Annotated in this window: 13 protein-coding genes; 9 read left to right on the forward strand and 4 right to left on the reverse strand. The window is 66.8% G+C overall.

Translation table 11 applies throughout. From position 1 onward, the window contains the following. Nucleotides 1–3: 3 nt before the first annotated feature. Together yccS and dbpA are read right to left on the reverse strand one after the other, a co-directional pair. Complete coding sequence (gene yccS, locus J2T47_RS03670; protein ID WP_253442490.1) at nucleotides 4–2,199, reverse strand: YccS family putative transporter; 2,196 nt, start codon at nucleotides 2,197–2,199, stop codon at nucleotides 4–6. 200 nt (nucleotides 2,200–2,399) lie between these two features. Continuing rightward, nucleotides 2,400–3,776, reverse strand: coding sequence for an ATP-dependent RNA helicase DbpA (dbpA, locus tag J2T47_RS03675; protein ID WP_253442493.1), 1,377 nt, complete (start codon nucleotides 3,774–3,776; stop codon nucleotides 2,400–2,402). Nucleotides 3,777–4,097: 321 nt separating this feature from the next. Here dbpA and J2T47_RS03680 point away from each other — a divergent pair, with 321 nt between their 5' ends. Together J2T47_RS03680 and J2T47_RS03685 are read left to right on the forward strand one after the other, a co-directional pair. After that, nucleotides 4,098–4,307, forward strand: a complete 210-nt coding sequence (locus tag J2T47_RS03680) for a cold-shock protein (protein WP_081519642.1) — start codon at nucleotides 4,098–4,100, stop codon at nucleotides 4,305–4,307. 111 nt (nucleotides 4,308–4,418) lie between these two features. Further along, on the forward strand, nucleotides 4,419–4,931 hold the full coding sequence (locus J2T47_RS03685) for an ATP-dependent zinc protease family protein (protein WP_253442495.1): 513 nt from the start codon (nucleotides 4,419–4,421) through the stop codon (nucleotides 4,929–4,931). Here the strand turns inward: J2T47_RS03685 and mdtD are convergent, their stop codons facing one another. Continuing rightward, nucleotides 4,932–6,368, reverse strand: a complete 1,437-nt coding sequence (gene mdtD / locus J2T47_RS03690) for a multidrug transporter subunit MdtD (protein WP_253442498.1) — start codon at nucleotides 6,366–6,368, stop codon at nucleotides 4,932–4,934. It lies immediately after the preceding gene. 285 nt (nucleotides 6,369–6,653) lie between these two features. Here mdtD and J2T47_RS03695 point away from each other — a divergent pair, with 285 nt between their 5' ends. Beyond that, nucleotides 6,654–7,196, forward strand: a complete 543-nt coding sequence (locus tag J2T47_RS03695; protein WP_253442500.1) for a DUF2780 domain-containing protein — start codon at nucleotides 6,654–6,656, stop codon at nucleotides 7,194–7,196. A 97-nt stretch (nucleotides 7,197–7,293) separates the two neighbouring features. After that, nucleotides 7,294–7,857: a DUF2780 domain-containing protein gene (locus J2T47_RS03700; RefSeq protein ID WP_253442502.1), complete on the forward strand. Its 564-nt coding sequence runs from the start codon at nucleotides 7,294–7,296 to the stop codon at nucleotides 7,855–7,857. A gap of 6 nt (nucleotides 7,858–7,863) precedes the next feature. Here J2T47_RS03700 and J2T47_RS03705 read toward each other — a convergent pair whose 3' ends face one another. Beyond that, on the reverse strand, nucleotides 7,864–8,748 hold the full coding sequence (locus J2T47_RS03705) for an acyltransferase (RefSeq protein ID WP_253442504.1): 885 nt from the start codon (nucleotides 8,746–8,748) through the stop codon (nucleotides 7,864–7,866). Between the two features lie 124 nt (nucleotides 8,749–8,872). On the opposite strand from J2T47_RS03705, the gene J2T47_RS03710 reads away from it, so the two are divergent. From J2T47_RS03710 to creD, 5 genes are all read left to right on the forward strand, one after another. Then, nucleotides 8,873–10,138 (forward strand): HD-GYP domain-containing protein, encoded by a 1,266-nt coding sequence (locus J2T47_RS03710; protein ID WP_253442506.1) that lies wholly within the window; start codon nucleotides 8,873–8,875, stop codon nucleotides 10,136–10,138. Nucleotides 10,139–10,207: 69 nt separating this feature from the next. Beyond that, nucleotides 10,208–10,729: an ATP-dependent zinc protease family protein gene (locus J2T47_RS03715; protein ID WP_253442507.1), complete on the forward strand. Its 522-nt coding sequence runs from the start codon at nucleotides 10,208–10,210 to the stop codon at nucleotides 10,727–10,729. A 65-nt stretch (nucleotides 10,730–10,794) separates the two neighbouring features. Then, a complete protein-coding gene (gene creB, locus J2T47_RS03720; RefSeq protein WP_253442509.1) occupies nucleotides 10,795–11,484 on the forward strand; it encodes a two-component system response regulator CreB in 690 nt (229 codons plus the stop codon). Beyond that, nucleotides 11,484–12,899: a two-component system sensor histidine kinase CreC gene (gene creC / locus J2T47_RS03725; RefSeq protein ID WP_253442511.1), complete on the forward strand. Its 1,416-nt coding sequence runs from the start codon at nucleotides 11,484–11,486 to the stop codon at nucleotides 12,897–12,899. The genes creB and creC overlap by 1 nt, the downstream gene beginning before the upstream one ends. Before the next feature lie 171 nt (nucleotides 12,900–13,070). Next, a complete protein-coding gene (gene creD, locus J2T47_RS03730) occupies nucleotides 13,071–14,513 on the forward strand; it encodes a cell envelope integrity protein CreD (protein WP_253442513.1) in 1,443 nt (480 codons plus the stop codon). Nucleotides 14,514–14,516 lie beyond the last annotated feature (3 nt).

Raw genomic sequence — 14,516 nt, forward strand, 5'->3', positions numbered from 1 at the left:
GCGTCAGGCGGCTTCGCTCTGTTCCGCGCCGAGGTCCTTCTTCAGCAGGTGCGCCGCCAGGGTGCGCAGCGGCGTGAGCTGTCGGCAAATGAGTGCCAGCTGGGTCTGCACCAGCCGGTGGGCGTCGTCCTGTTCTTCGGGCAGCTCTTCCAGGCGCTTGGCCAGCGCGTCTTCCTCGTCGCTGTAGATATCCACCGGACGTCGCTCGTTGAGGCGCGTGGCGATGTCGTCGAGGCTGCTGGTCAGGCGTTCGGCGGCTTCGGCGATGAGGTCGTCGTTGACGTCTGGCGGCAGCTGGTTGCGGTGCGCGCCCAGGGCGGAGAGGTAGCTGAGCAGGGTGTGCGAGAGCACCAGGAAGCGGAAGCCGATCTCCGCGTCCTTACGGAAGTGGCCGGGTTCCAGCAGCATGTTCGACAGCGTGGTGGAGAGCGTCGCGTCGGCATTGTGCGCGTTGCGTCGGGCGGTGCGGTAGGCGAGGTCGTCGCGCTTGCCGTTGGCGTATTGCTGCATGATTTCCCGCAGGTAGCGGCTGTTGCACGCCAGGGTGCCGCCGACCAGGCGGTGCAGGCTGCGCCCGTGCCAGTCGGGCAGTACCAGGAACACCGCGATGCCGGCGATCAGCGCGCCGAGCAGGGTATCGAACAGGCGCGGCAGGATCAGCCCGTAGCCGTCGCCCACCTGGTTGAAGCAGAACAGCACCAGCAGGGTGATCGCTGCCGTCGCCAGCGTGTAGCGCGTGCTCCGCGTGGCGAAGAAGGCAACCCCGGCGACCACCGCCAGCAGCGACTGGATCAACGGGTTGGGGAACAGGTCGATCAGTGCCCAGCCGGCCACCAGGCCGACCAGCGTGCCGAGGATTCGCTGCACCATGCGGATGCGCGTGGCGCCGTAGTTCGGCTGGCAGACGAACACCGTGGTGAGCATGATCCAGTAGCCCTGGGTCGGGTGGATCAGGTGCAGCATGCCGTAGCCGGCGGCCAGTGCCAGCGACAGGCGCAGGGCGTGGCGGAACAGCAGCGAGGTCGGCGAGACCTGCAGGCGGATGCGCTCCAGCGCGTCCTTGAACGAGCGTGGCGAGCGGTCCAGCAGGGTGCTGTCCTGCTCGTCGTCGAGCATGTCGGGGTTGCTCGCGCCACTGAGCTTGCGGTCCAGGGTGGTGAGGTTGGCCGCCAGTGCGCCGAGGGAGCGCAGCAATCCGCGCCAGGCCGGGTTGCCCTGCTGGCGCAGGTAGTCCAGCGAGGCGTTGAGGTCTGCCAGGGCCAGTTCGCTGTCGTTGTAGTCGAACGGCTGGCGCAACTGGATCGCCTTCGCCAGCGCCTTGCACGCCTTGCCCTGCTGGTTGAGCAGGCGTTGGCAGCGGAACAGCACGTCGCTGTGGAAGAAGGCTTCGGCCAGCTGGTTGTAGGGGTAGTGCGAGGAACTGGCGCGCTCGTGGACGTCCTGGGCGATGAAGTAGAGCTTGAGGTAGCGGCTGATCTTCGGGCTCGGGCGGCCGTGGGACAGACGCGCGAGGATGGTTTCCTTGGCCTGGTTGAGCGCCACCACGACCCGCCCGTTCTGCCGCGCCAGGGCCAGACGCTGGGCCTCGACGTCGAGCTGGCGCAGCGGCTCCAGTAGCGTCGACTTGATCTTCAGGTACTCGCCCAGTTCGAGAAACAGCTTCGCCAGGCTCTGCTGTACCGGCTGGTTGGCGAACAGCGCGTTCCACAGCACCGAGAGCAAGCCGTACCAGAACGCCCCGGCCACCAGCAGCAGCGGTTCGTGCCAGAAGTCGGTGGGCGTGCCGCCGCGCTGGTCGACGCCGATCATGGTGTAGATCGACAGGATCAGGGTCGCCGAGGCGATCGCCGCATAGCGCTCGCCGAGGGCGCCGAGCAGGGTCATGGCGAAGGTGGAGAGTGCGAGTCCGGCGACGAACAGCGGCGGGTAGGGGAACAGCAGCTCCACCGCCAGCGAGGCGATGGTGAAGCACGCCAGGGTCACCAGCAGTGCCTGCAGGCGGCCCAGCCAGTGGTCGTCGGTTTCCGCCAGGGCGCTGGCGATGACCCCGAGGAACAGCGGGATCACCAGCTCCGGCCGACCCTGCAGCCAGCACGCGAGCATGACCCCGCTGAGGGCGACGAACACCCGCAGGCTGTAGGCGAACTTGTCCAGCGCCCAGAGGCGCCGCAGAGACTGGAGCAGTGGGGAGGAGAGCATGCGCGTGCGGGACTTCCGGGTGTCTGCCGCTCAGACTAGCGGATCGCTCCGGGCGCGGCTATCGCGAGCGCGACAAGGTGCAGCACGGATACTCTTCGTAGGAGCGAGCTTGCTCGCGAACGCAGCTCGCCGGACTTGTCGGTGGCGTGCGGTTCGCGAGCAAGCTCGCTGCTACAGGGGCTGGACGGATGGCGTGCCGGTCAGAGGATGCGCGCCTTGAACGAGCGGCCCTTGATCTTGCCTTCGTTGAAGTGCTTCAGCGCCTGCCTGGCGCTGTCGCGCTCCACGGCGACGAAGGCCTGGAAGTCGAAGATGGCGATCTTGCCGACCTGGGTGCCCTTGAGCCCGGCGTCACCGGTCAGCGCGCCGAGGATGTCGCCGGGGCGCAGCTTGTCCTTGCGCCCGCCGGCGATGGCCAGGGTGGTCATCGGCGGCAGCAGCGGGGTGTCGTTGGCCTTGAGGAAGTCGATGCGCTCCCAGTTCAGCGGGGCGCCCTGCAGGTCTTCGATGGCCTGCGCGCGGCTGGCTTCGGCGGGAGTGACCAGCGACAGCGCCAGGCCCTTTTCACCGGCACGACCGCTGCGGCCGATCCGATGAATGTGGATCTGCGCGTCGCGCGACAGTTCGACGTTGATCACCGCCTCCAGTGCGGCAATGTCCAGCCCGCGCGCGGCCACGTCGGTGGCCACCAGCACGCTGCAGCTGCGGTTGGCGAACATGGTCAGCACCTGGTCGCGCTCGCGCTGTTCCAGGTCGCCATGCAGGGCCAGGGCGGAAATCTTGCGGGCGTTGAGCTGCTCGACCACTTCCATGCACTGCTGGCGGGTATGGCAGAACGCGACACAGGACTGCGGGCGGAAATGCTGAAGCAGGCGAACGACGGCATCGAGGCGCTGCCTGGGGTCGATCTCGTAGAAGTGCTGCTCGATCTGGCTGTCGTCGTGCAGTGCCTCCACTTCCACGCGCTCGGGGTTCTTCAGGAACTTCGCCGCCAGCTGGTCGATACCTTCGGGGTAGGTGGCGGAGAACAGCAGGGTCTGCCGGCGCGCCGGAGCCTGGCCGATGATGTCGGCGATGCTGTCGTAGAAGCCCATGTCGAGCATGCGGTCGGCTTCGTCGAGCACCAGGGTGTTCAGGCCGTCGAGCTTCAGGGTGCCGCGGCGCAGGTGTTCCTGGATGCGACCGGGCGTGCCGACCACCACGTGGGCGCCGTGCTCCAGCGAGCCGATCTGCGGGCCGAAAGGCGTGCCGCCGCAGAGGGTCAGCACCTTGATGTTGTCGGCGGCGCGGGCCAGGCGGCGGATTTCCTTGGCCACCTGGTCGGCCAGCTCGCGGGTCGGGCACAGCACCAGTGCCTGGCAGCCGAAGTAGCGCGGATTCAGCGGGCTGAGCAGGCCGATGCCGAAGGCCGCGGTCTTGCCGCTGCCGGTCTTGGCCTGGGCGATCAGGTCGCGGCCCTTGAGGATTGCCGGCAGGGCGGCGGCCTGGATCGGCGTCATCTCGCGATAGCCGAGAGAGTCGAGGTTGGCCAGCAGGTCGGCCGACAGCGCGAGGCTGGAAAATGCAGAGGTGGTCACGAAGGGAGCCCGGGTGAATCCATATGGCCGCGCAGTGTAGCAGGAGAGCACCCTCAGCAGGGCTGAGAAGCCGATAGGGCAAGGGTTTGCGGCCGCTCGTCCGAATTCCCCGAAGCGCCTGGATCGGGTTTTTCCAAGAGATTCGCTTTCCGCAGATTTTTGTCGTAGAGTTTCCGGACTGTGTTTGCATGGGTCGCCGTCGATCGTGACCTGATGCGGTCGGTTATTCCACCCCGTCCTGCTCGACTCCTTGTAACTCCTTGCAACTCAGTTCCTGGCCATTCGTGGCTAATTTTAAAAATACGTTCCAAGGAGAACACCATGTCGAATCGTCAGAACGGCACCGTCAAGTGGTTCAACGAGACCAAAGGCTACGGCTTCATTACCCCGGAAAGCGGCCCGGACGTGTTCGTACACTTCCGCGCTATCGAAGGTAACGGCTTCAAGACCCTGGCCGAAGGCCAGAAGGTCACCTTCGAAGTCGTGCAGGGCCAGAAAGGCATGCAGGCCGAGCGCGTACAGGTAGCCTAAGCGCTTCCTGGCGTCAGCCAAAAAAACCCCGGGTGGAAACATCCGGGGTTTTTTATTGCCTATGTTCTTATTGCCTATAGTGCCGCCATCGCCTTTCCGGAGCCGCCATCCATGCCATCGCCCGCTTTCCGCCTGCTGCTCGCCGGCCTGCTCTTCTCGGGCGCAGCCCTTGCCGCCGAGGCTCCCGCACAGCCCGCCACCTGGGGCTGGGTGGAAACGCTCATGCTGATGCCCGAGCAGGCGCCGCTCAAGGCCAAGCTGGACACCGGCGCGCAGACCTCGGTGATGGATGCGCGCAACATCACCCGGATCAAGAAGAACGACGAGCGCTGGGTGCAGTACGACGTGATGATCCCCGATCCGGCGACCGGCAAGGAACAGCGTCTGGCCTTCGAGCGGCGCGTCGAGCGCGTGCTCAAGTTCAAGAACGAGAGCGGCGTCGAGCGCAGCCCGGTGGTGCTGATGGATGTGTGCCTGGGCGGCAAGGTCTATCGCGAACAGTTCACCCTGCGTGACCGGCAGACCCTGGACTACCCGGTGCTGCTCGGCCGCCGCACCCTGGAACACCTGGGCGCGGTGGACGCTTCGAAGACCCAGACCGTCGCGCCTACCTGCAAGCCCTGATCAGTGCTCGTCGACGCCATGCTCCGGTTCGACCCGGCGTGGCGTGGTGCGGCCATCGTCGGCGTTGAGCTGGAAGAAGATCGCCGCCGCCAGCATCGAGAGGATGCCGACGCTGAAGTAGGTCGCGTGGAAGGCTGACAGCACGTCGCCCTGTGCGCTTTCCTGATCGCCATTGAAGCCCCCCAGCAGCGCCGCCGCGCAGGCGATGCCCATGCCGATGGACAACTGCATGACCACCGACAGCAGGCTGTTGCCGGCGCTGGCGTTGTCGTCGCGCAGGTCGATCAGGGAGAGGGTGTTCATCGCCGTGAACTGCAGCGAGTTGATCCCGCCCAGTATCGCCAGTTGCACGAGCAGCAGCGCGTAGGGCGTGTCCTGGTCCACCAGGCCGAGGCTGGCGATCATCGCGCCCAGCAGCAGCGTGTTGCCGACCAGCAGCTTGCGGTAGCCGAACAGGTCCAGCAGTGGACGCGCCAGCGACTTGATCACCATCGCCGCCAGTGCCATCGGGATCATGGTCATGCCCGCCCGCGAGGGCGAGAAGCCCAGGCCGATCTGCAGCAGCAGTGGCGTGAGGAAGGGCAGGGAGCCGCTGCCCAGCCGGGCGAACAGGTTACCCAATACGCCCACGGCGAAGGTCCGCGTGGCGAACAGCGAGGGCGGGAACAGTGGCGCTTCGATGCGCAGGGCGCGCAGCCAGTAGGCCGCCAGCAGCACCAGCCCGCCCACCAGCAGCAGGACCACGCGCACGTGAGGCATGTGCAGCTCGCCCAGGCCTTCCAGGGCGATGGTGATCAGCACCATGGCGCCGCCGAAGAGCAGGAAGCCGATCGAGTCGAAACGCGTTGCGCGCACGCCGCGCAGGTCCGGCATCAGGCGCAGGGCGACGATGAAGCCGACCAGTCCCACCGGCAGGTTGATCAGGAAGATCCAGTGCCAGCTGGCGTACTCCACCAGCCAGCCGCCCAGGGTCGGGCCAGCCAGCGGGCCGAGCAGGCCGGGAATGGTGACGAAACTGAGGATGCGCACCAGTTCCGTACGCGGGTACACGCGCAGGATTACCAGGCGCCCCACCGGCATCATCAGCGCGCCGCCGATGCCCTGCACCACGCGGGCGCCGACCAGGCTGCCAAGGCTCGGCGAGAGCGCGCAGAGCAGCGAGCCGAGGCTGAACAGGAAGATCGAGAAGAGGAACACCCGGCGCGTGCCGAAGCGGTCGGAAATCCAGCCGGAAGAGGGGATCAGCAGCGCCACGGTGAGCAGGTAGGCGATCACCACGCCCTGCATGCGCAGCGGGTCCTCTTCCAGCGAGCGGGCCATGCTCGGCAGGGCGGTGTTGAGGATGGTGCCGTCCAGGGCCTGCATGAAGAAGGCGATTGCCACCAGCCAGGGCAGCAGGCGGGCTACGCGGGGCGTGAGGATGAAGGGTTCGCTCATGGTCGGTCCGTCGGGCGGGAATGGCTCTAGCTTAGGGAATCTTTGCCGAACGCGGGGAAATTCGCCGCGGTAGCGCGAGCTGATTCTCCCCAGTCGCCAGCCGGGAGGATTGGACGAATGGCCTTTCGTTGCCGGCAGGCCAGGAGTTCCCTGGCGCAGCCCCATGACGCCGGACATTTCTGTCCCCGTGAACGGAGCGCGTTTTTCCTCCGCTGCGCCTCCCGGGGCGGAACAATGGCCCTGGCTCCCGGTCGATATGGCGTCCGGAACCCCCAGGAGACAGCGATGTCCGTCAAACCCCGTGTCACCCTCGCACTGGCCGCCCTGCTGGCGGCTTCCTCCGCGTTTGCTTTCAACCTGGGCGATGCCGCCAAGGCGGTGTCCGGCGCGACCGGCTCCGATACCTCGCGCGTTGCCTCCACGCCGCAGACCAGCGGCCTGCTCAGTGCCCTGACCGGCCAGCTCGGCGTCAGCGACGAACAGGCGCTCGGCGGTACCGGCGCACTGCTGGGCCTGGCGAAGAACAAGCTGAGCACCACCGATTACTCGCAGCTGGCGAAGACCGTTCCCGGCCTCGACAAGCTCACCGGCAGCAATGCCCTGGGCGGCCTCGGTGGCCAGCTCGGCGACCTCGGCGGCGGCGCTTCCAGCGGCCTGCTGGGTAACGTCAGCAGCATGGGCGACGTGAGCAAGGCCTTCGGTGCGCTGGGCATGGACCAGGACATGACCGGCAAATTCTCCAGCGTGCTGCTGGATTACCTCGGCAAGCAGGGCCTGAACAGCAACCTGCTCGGCACCCTGGGCAGCCTCTGGGGCACCGGCGCCTGATATCCGCCGGCCGGCGCGGAACCGCCGCGCCGCGCCCCGGTCCTATCGACGATCCGACTCCGCACCGGGGTCGGACAGCCGTTCTCCGGAGCCGTCGATGTCCCCCCGTTCCGTCGTCTTCCTGGCCGCCGCCTGGTTGGCCGCTGCCCCCGTGTTCGCCGCTACCTTCACCGATACCAGCGAGCCTGTCGGGCAGGCGCAGGAAGTGCCGGCGGCCGCCAATGCGCTGCTGGGCAACCTCACCAGGCAATTGGGTGTCAGCGAACAGCAGGCCATCGGCGGCGCCGGCGCCATGCTGGCGATGGCGATGAACAGCCTGAAGGACACCGATACCGCGCAGTTGCAGAAGTCCGTGCCGAACCTCGGCCAGCTCGCCGGCAACAGCTCGCTGGGGGACCTGGGCGGGGCGCTGGGTGGTTTCGGCGGGCTGGGCAACGCCGCGGCGCTGCTGGGTGGTGTCAACAACCTGCAGGACGTCGACCAGATCTTCGGCGTGCTGGGCATGGACCAGTCGATGATCGGCCGCTTCGCCGGGGTGATCCTCGACTACTTCACCGAGCAGGGCCTGAGCAGCCAGCTGCTGGGGACGCTCGGCGGGCTCTGGGGGACGCCGGCGGCCCCGCTGACGCCGGCTGCGCCGGTCGCCGGACGGGGTGCGTAGGGAGCGTCAGAACTCCTGGCGCAGTTGCTCGATGCGCTGGTCCTTCTGCTCCCACAACTGCGACACCCAGTGCTGCACGTACTGGCGGAATTCCGCGTCGTTCTCGTAATCGCCCTGCCATAGCGCGGGGTCGATTTCCCGTGCCTGGATATCGACGATGACCCGCGGCACGCGCCCGCACAGCAGGTCCCAGAAGCCCGGTCGCGGGCCCTTCGGGTAGACCAGGGTGACGTCCAGCAGCGTATCCAGCTGCTCGCCCAGCGCCGCCAGGACGAAGGCCACGCCGCCGGCCTTGGGCTTGAGCAGGTTCTGGTAGGGTGACTGCTGCCGGGCCTGCTTGGCCGGGGTGAAGCGGGTGCCTTCGAGGTAGTTCACCACGGTCACCGGCATGCGCTTGAACTTCTCGCAGGCGGCCCTGGTGATCTCCAGGTCCTTGCCCTTGAGCTCCGGGTGCTTCTCCAGGAAGGCCTTGCTGTAGCGCTTCATGAAGGGGTAGTCGAGTGCCCAGAAGGCCAGCCCGAGGAAGGGCACCCAGATCAGTTCCTTCTTCAGGAAGAACTTGAAGTAGGGCGTCTTGCGGTTGAACGCCTGCACCAGCGCCGGGATGTCGACCCAGGACTGGTGGTTGCTGATCACCAGGTAGGAGGTGTCGCCGCGCAGCTGGGCGCCGCCGCGGATGTCCCAGACGGTGGGGGTCATCAGGGCGAAGATGGCCTTGTCGATTTCCGCCCAGGTTTCGGCGATCCACATCACCGCGCGCGAGCACGCATCCTTGGCGGCCTGGCCGGGGAGGATCAGCTTGAGCAATGCGATCAGCAGCATCGGGCCGATCAGGATCAGGGTGTTGAGCAGCAGCAGAAGGCTGGCGATGACGCCCATCAGTGCCTGCATGAAGTCCGTTCCTTGTGCTTGATTGGCGGCCCCATCATACGCAGCAGGTTGCGGGTTCCCAAGCGGCACTCCCGCCAAGCGGGCGGGCGGATTATGCTGCGCTGACAATCTGCCGGGAGCCGCCATGTCCGATTCGCCGTACCTGCGCATTCCAGTGAAAGACGTCACCCTCGGGATGTACGTGCAGGAGCTTTGCGGTTCCTGGGTCAATCATCCGTTCTGGCGCGCACGTTTCCTCCTGGAGGACCCGAACGATCTGCAGCGCCTGCAACGCAGCGCCGTCCGCGAGGTCCTGATCGACCCGCGGCGAGGATGTGTCCCTGTCGCGCCAGCATTGGCTGCGGCGCAGCCCGACGTAGCGGCCGACGCCGCGAGCGAGGATGACTTCGGAGAACCGGCTCCGCTGGCGCCGGTGCTGCGGCGCAGTCTGGAAGACGAGCTGCAGGTCGCCCGGCAGCTGTGCATCCGCTCCAAGGAACGGGTCATCGCCATGTTCCAGGATGCGCGCATGGGCCGCGCGGTGGAGGCCGAGAGCGCGCAGGAACTGGTGGGCGAAATCGCCGCCTCGATGCAGCGCCATCCCGACGCGGTGATCAGCCTGGCCCGGCTCAAGACCGCCGACGAATACACCTACCTGCACTCGGTTGCCGTCTGCGCATTGATGATCGCCCTGGCCCGCCAGCTCGGCCTCGATGAACTGCTGGTGCGCGAAGCGGGCCTCGCCGGCCTGCTGCACGACATCGGCAAGATGTGCGTGCCGATGACCGTGCTGAACAAGCCCGGCCGTCTCGACGAAAGCGAATTCGCCCGTGTTCGCGAACATCCCTGGCGCGGTGGCGAGATTCTCCGCGAGGGGCGCCACGTCAGCGCGCTGGTGCTCGACGTGTGCCTGCACCATCACGAGAAGCTCGACGGCAGCGGTTACCCGCATCGTCTGGCGGGCGAGCAGATCAGCCTGTTCGCGCGCATGGGCGCGGTCTGCGACATCTACGACGCGATCACCTCCGACCGTCCCTACAAGACCGGCTGGTGCCCGGCCGAATCACTGCAGCGCATGACCCAGTGGTGCGGCAGCCACCTCGACGAAAATGTCTTCCGTGCTTTCATCCGCTGCCTGGGCATCTACCCCATCGGCGCGCTGGTGCGCCTGCAGAGCGAGCGCCTGGCGGTGGTGGTGGAGCAGGGCGCGGAGCTGCTGCTGCCGGTAGTGAAGGTGTTCTACTCGACCCGCACCCGCGCGGCGATTCCCGTCGAGGTGATCGACCTCGCCCGCCTCAAGGGCCGCGAGCGCATCGTCGGCCGCGAGTCGCCGGAGAAGTGGGGCTTCCGCCACCTGGAATCCCTGTGGTGCGGTATGGATCGCCGGCGCGGTTCGCTGTTCGAGCGCTGAGTGTGCTGGCGAACCTATGGCGGCCGTGATAGTCCTATGCGCATACCCGCACAACCCCGGAGATTCCGCGTGAAACGCGTCCTCGCTCTGCTGTCCCTGCTCGCTCTGCCTGGCCTGACCCTGGCCGCCGAACCCAAGCTCTATGGCCGCTACGAATGGGTCAGCCTGCCCGAGCTGAACCAGACGCTGCAGGCCAAGATGGACACCGGCGCCTATACCTCGTCGCTGTCGGCCAAGGACATCCAGATCTTCCAGCGTGACGGCGAGGACTGGGTACGCTTCAAGCTGGCCACCAAGGACGGCGGCGACTCGGTGTACGAGCATAAGCTGTCGCGCATCTCGAAGATCAAGAACCGCACCGAATCCGCAGGCGAGGACGAAGAGGAAGAGGCCAGCCCCGGCCTCAGCCAGCGCCCGGTGATCGAACTGCCGGTATGCCTGGGCGGCGACCAGCGCACCATCGAGGTCAACCTCACCGATCGCAGCCACTTCAACTACCCGTTCCTGATGGGCACCAAGGGCCTGCGCAAATTCCACGTCGCCGTCGATCCCGGCGAGCGTTTCACCGCCGGCAAGCCGAGCTGCTCCTGATCCTCGATTGACGCGGCGCGGGGCATGATGGACCCTTCCGGGACTGTCCCGGGAATCGGAATCCCATGCCCCATATCCTCATCGTCGAAGATGAAGCCGCCATCGCCGACACGCTGCTCTACGCCCTGCAGGCCGAAGGTTTCGAGACCACCTGGCTGAACCTCGCCGGCTCCGCCCTGGAACGCCTGCAGCATGACGTTTTCGACCTGGTCATCCTCGATGTCGGCCTGCCTGACATCAGCGGTTTCGAAGCCTGCAAGCAACTGCGGCGCTTCTCCGAAGTGCCGGTGATCTTTCTCACCGCGCGCAATGCCGAGATCGATCGTGTGGTGGGCCTGGAGATCGGCGCCGACGACTACGTGGTCAAACCCTTCAGCCCCCGCGAAGTCGCCGCGCGGGTGAAAGCCATCCTCAAGCGTACTGCGCCCCGTGAAGCACCTGCCGCAGCGCCCGCCGGCAACGGCCCCTTCGAGGTGGATGAAGAGCGCTTCCTGATCCGCTACCACGGTCACTCGCTGGCGCTGACCCGCCATGAATTCCGCCTGCTGCAGACGCTGCTGGCGCGCCCTGAACGCGTCTTCAGCCGCGAGCAGCTGCTCGATGCCCTGGGCGTCGCTGCCGACGCCGGCTACGAGCGCAACGTCGACAGCCACATCAAGAGCCTGCGCGCCAAGTTGCGCCAGGTCGCTCCCGCCGCCGAACCGATCCAGACCCATCGCGGCCTGGGCTACAGCTACGCGCCGGACAAGAGCTGATGCGCCTGTCGCTGCGGATCTTCCTGGTCTACTTCTTCTTCGTCGGGCTCACCGGCTGGTTCGTCCTGCGCACGGTGATGGACGAAATCCGCCCCGGCGTGCGGCAGTCCAGCGAAGAGACGCTGGTGGACACTGCCAACCTGCTGGCCGAGATTCTCCAGGCCGACGTGAAGAGCGGCACCCTCGACCAGAGCCGGCTGCCCGACATGCTCCGTGCCTACGGCGCGCGCAGCCCGCAGGCGGACATCTGGGGTGTGAACAAGACCGCGGTCAATCACCGCATCTACGTCACCGATGCGCGCGGCGTGGTCCTGCTGGACTCCCTCGGCAAGGCCGTTGGCCAGGATTATTCGCGCTGGAACGACGTCTATCGGACCCTCAACGGCGAATACGGGGCGCGCTCCAGCCGCGAGTCGGCGGACGATCCGGAGTCCTCGGTGATGTATGTCGCCGCGCCGATCCGCGACGGCGAGAAGATCATCGGCGTGGTCTCGGTGTCCAAGCCCAACCGCACACTGCAGCCCTATATCGACCGCTCGCAGCGCCGCCTGGCGTGGCTCGGCGCCGGGCTGATCGTGCTCGGCCTGCTGGTCGGCGCGGGGCTGTCCTGGTGGCTGAGCCGCTCGCTGGATCGCCTGACCCGCTACGCCCAGGCGGTCAGCGAGGGCCGGCGCGCCGAGCTGCCGCGCTACCGGGGTGGCGAGATGGCGCAACTGGCTGGCGCGGTCGAGCACATGCGCGTGCGGCTGGAAGGCAAGGATTACGTCGAGCGCTACGTGCATACCCTGACCCACGAATTGAAGAGCCCGCTGGCGGCGATTCGCGGAGCGGCGGAACTGCTCGAAGGCGAGATGCCTGCCGAGCAGCGTGCGCGCTTCGTCGGCAACATCGCCGGGGAGAGCGAGCGCCTGCAGCAGCTGATCGAGCGCCTGCTGAACCTCGCCCAGGTGGAGCAGCGCCAGGGGCTGGAGGAGCATGTACCGGTGGCGTTGCATGAGTTGGCGAATGAGCTGATCGATGAGCGCATGGCGCGTGTGCAGGACGTGCAGCTGGAGAACGCGATTCCTCCGCAGGCAAGCGCGGTGGGCGAGCGTTTCCTGTTGCGCCAGGCGCTGGGCAACCTGCTGGACAATGCGCTGGACTTCACCCCGACCGGTGGCGTGATTCGTTTTGCTGCGCAGCCTGACGGAGAAGACTGGCGCGTGGAATTGTTCAACCAGGGTGAAGCCATTCCGGAGTTCGCCCTGCCGCGCCTGACCGAGCGTTTCTATTCCCTGCCGCGCCCGGCGAGCGGGCGCAAGAGCACCGGCCTGGGCCTCAATTTCGTCGCCGAGGTGGCGGCGCTGCATGGTGGCGAGTTGCGCGTGGAGAACGTCGAGGGCGGCGTGCTCGCGAGTCTGCGGTTGCCCCAGTAGGAGCGAGCCTGCTCGCGAACAAGCCCCGCTGCGAATTCGGTTCGCGAGCAAGCTCGCTCCTACGAAGAGCCGAAGCCACACAATTCCCACACAGTCTCCACACTCCCGCCCGAACGCGCCCACGCGCGGGCCCCAGGCTTGCTCCGTCGTCCACTTACGGAGAAGCCTTCGATGAACCGCCACCTCGGCATCAAGCTCGGCGCCATCGCGCTGTTGATCGTCCTCCTGCTGATACCCCTGCTGATGATCGACGGCCTTGTCGACGAGCGTCAGAACTACCGCGACGAGGTCCTGCAGGACATCGCCCGCAGCGCCAGCTACAGCCAGCAGCTCACCGGGCCGCTGGTGGTGGTGCCCTACACCCGCACCATTCGCGGCTGGCGCCTGGACAAGGCGAGTCAGCAGCGTGTGTTGCAGGAGCGCGAGGAGCGCGGGCGACTGTACTTCCTGCCGGAGGTCTTCAGCCTTGACGGGCAGATGCGTACCGAGCTGCGTCATCGCGGCATCTACGAGGCACGCCTGTTCCATGCCGAGAGCCGGGTCAGTGGCAGCTTCGTCCTGCCGGCCAACTACGGCATCACCAGCGACCTGGGCAGCTACCGTTTTGACGACCCGCTGCTGGCGGTGGGCATCAGCGACGTGCGCGGCATCGAGAACGCACCGAAGCTGAAGGTCGGTGACGAACTGCGCGACTTCCAGCCGGGCACCCAGAGCCAGTTCCTCGGCAATGGCGTGCACGCGGTGCTGCCGCTCCGGGCCAGCGACCGCGAGCAGCGTTTCGACTACGCCTTCGAATTGTCGTTGCTGGGCAGCAGCCGCCTGGACATCACTCCGGTGGGCCGCGACAGCCAGGTCAACCTGGTTTCCGACTGGCCGCATCCGAGCTTCGGCGGCGAGTTCCTGCCCACCGAGCGCAGCGTCAGCGACCAGGGCTTCAGCGCACGCTGGCGCACCAGCTTCTTCGCCACCAACCTGGAGGACCAGCTGCGTGCCTGCACCGCGCCGGCCCAGGCCGATGTCGCCCGTGCGGTCGGTGCGGACGACCCGGATGCCTCCCGTCCCAGTTCCGCCGAGTGCAGCGAGTTCGGCCAGCACCGCTTCGGCGTGGCGCTGGTGGACCCGGTGGACCAGTACCTGAAGACCGACCGAGCCGTGAAGTACGCACTGCTGTTCATCGTCCTCACCTTCGCCGGCTTCTTCCTCTTCGAAGTGCTCAAGCGCCTGTCGGTGCACCCCATCCAGTACGCCCTGGTGGGCATGGCGCTGGCGCTGTTTTACCTGCTGCTGCTGTCGCTCTCCGAGCATGTCGGCTTCGAGCTGGCCTACCTGCTGTCCGCTGGCGCGTGCGTCGGGCTGATCGGCTTCTACCTCTGCCATGTGCTGCGCAGCCTGTGGCGCGGAGCCGGGTTCAGCCTCGGGCTGGCCGGGCTCTACGGGATGCTCTACGCGCTGCTCAGCGCCGAGGACTACGCGTTGCTGATGGGGTCGCTGCTGTTGTTCGGCGTGCTCGGCGGCGTGATGGTGCTGACCCGTCACCTGGACTGGTACGGCATCGGCAAGCCCCGTGGCGATGACCTGGAATTTTCCCTGGAAGACGTGCGCGTACAGCGCTGAGGA

Source organism: Pseudomonas nitroreducens (genome assembly GCF_024170165.1).
GTDB lineage: Bacteria > Pseudomonadota > Gammaproteobacteria > Pseudomonadales > Pseudomonadaceae > Pseudomonas > Pseudomonas nitroreducens_C.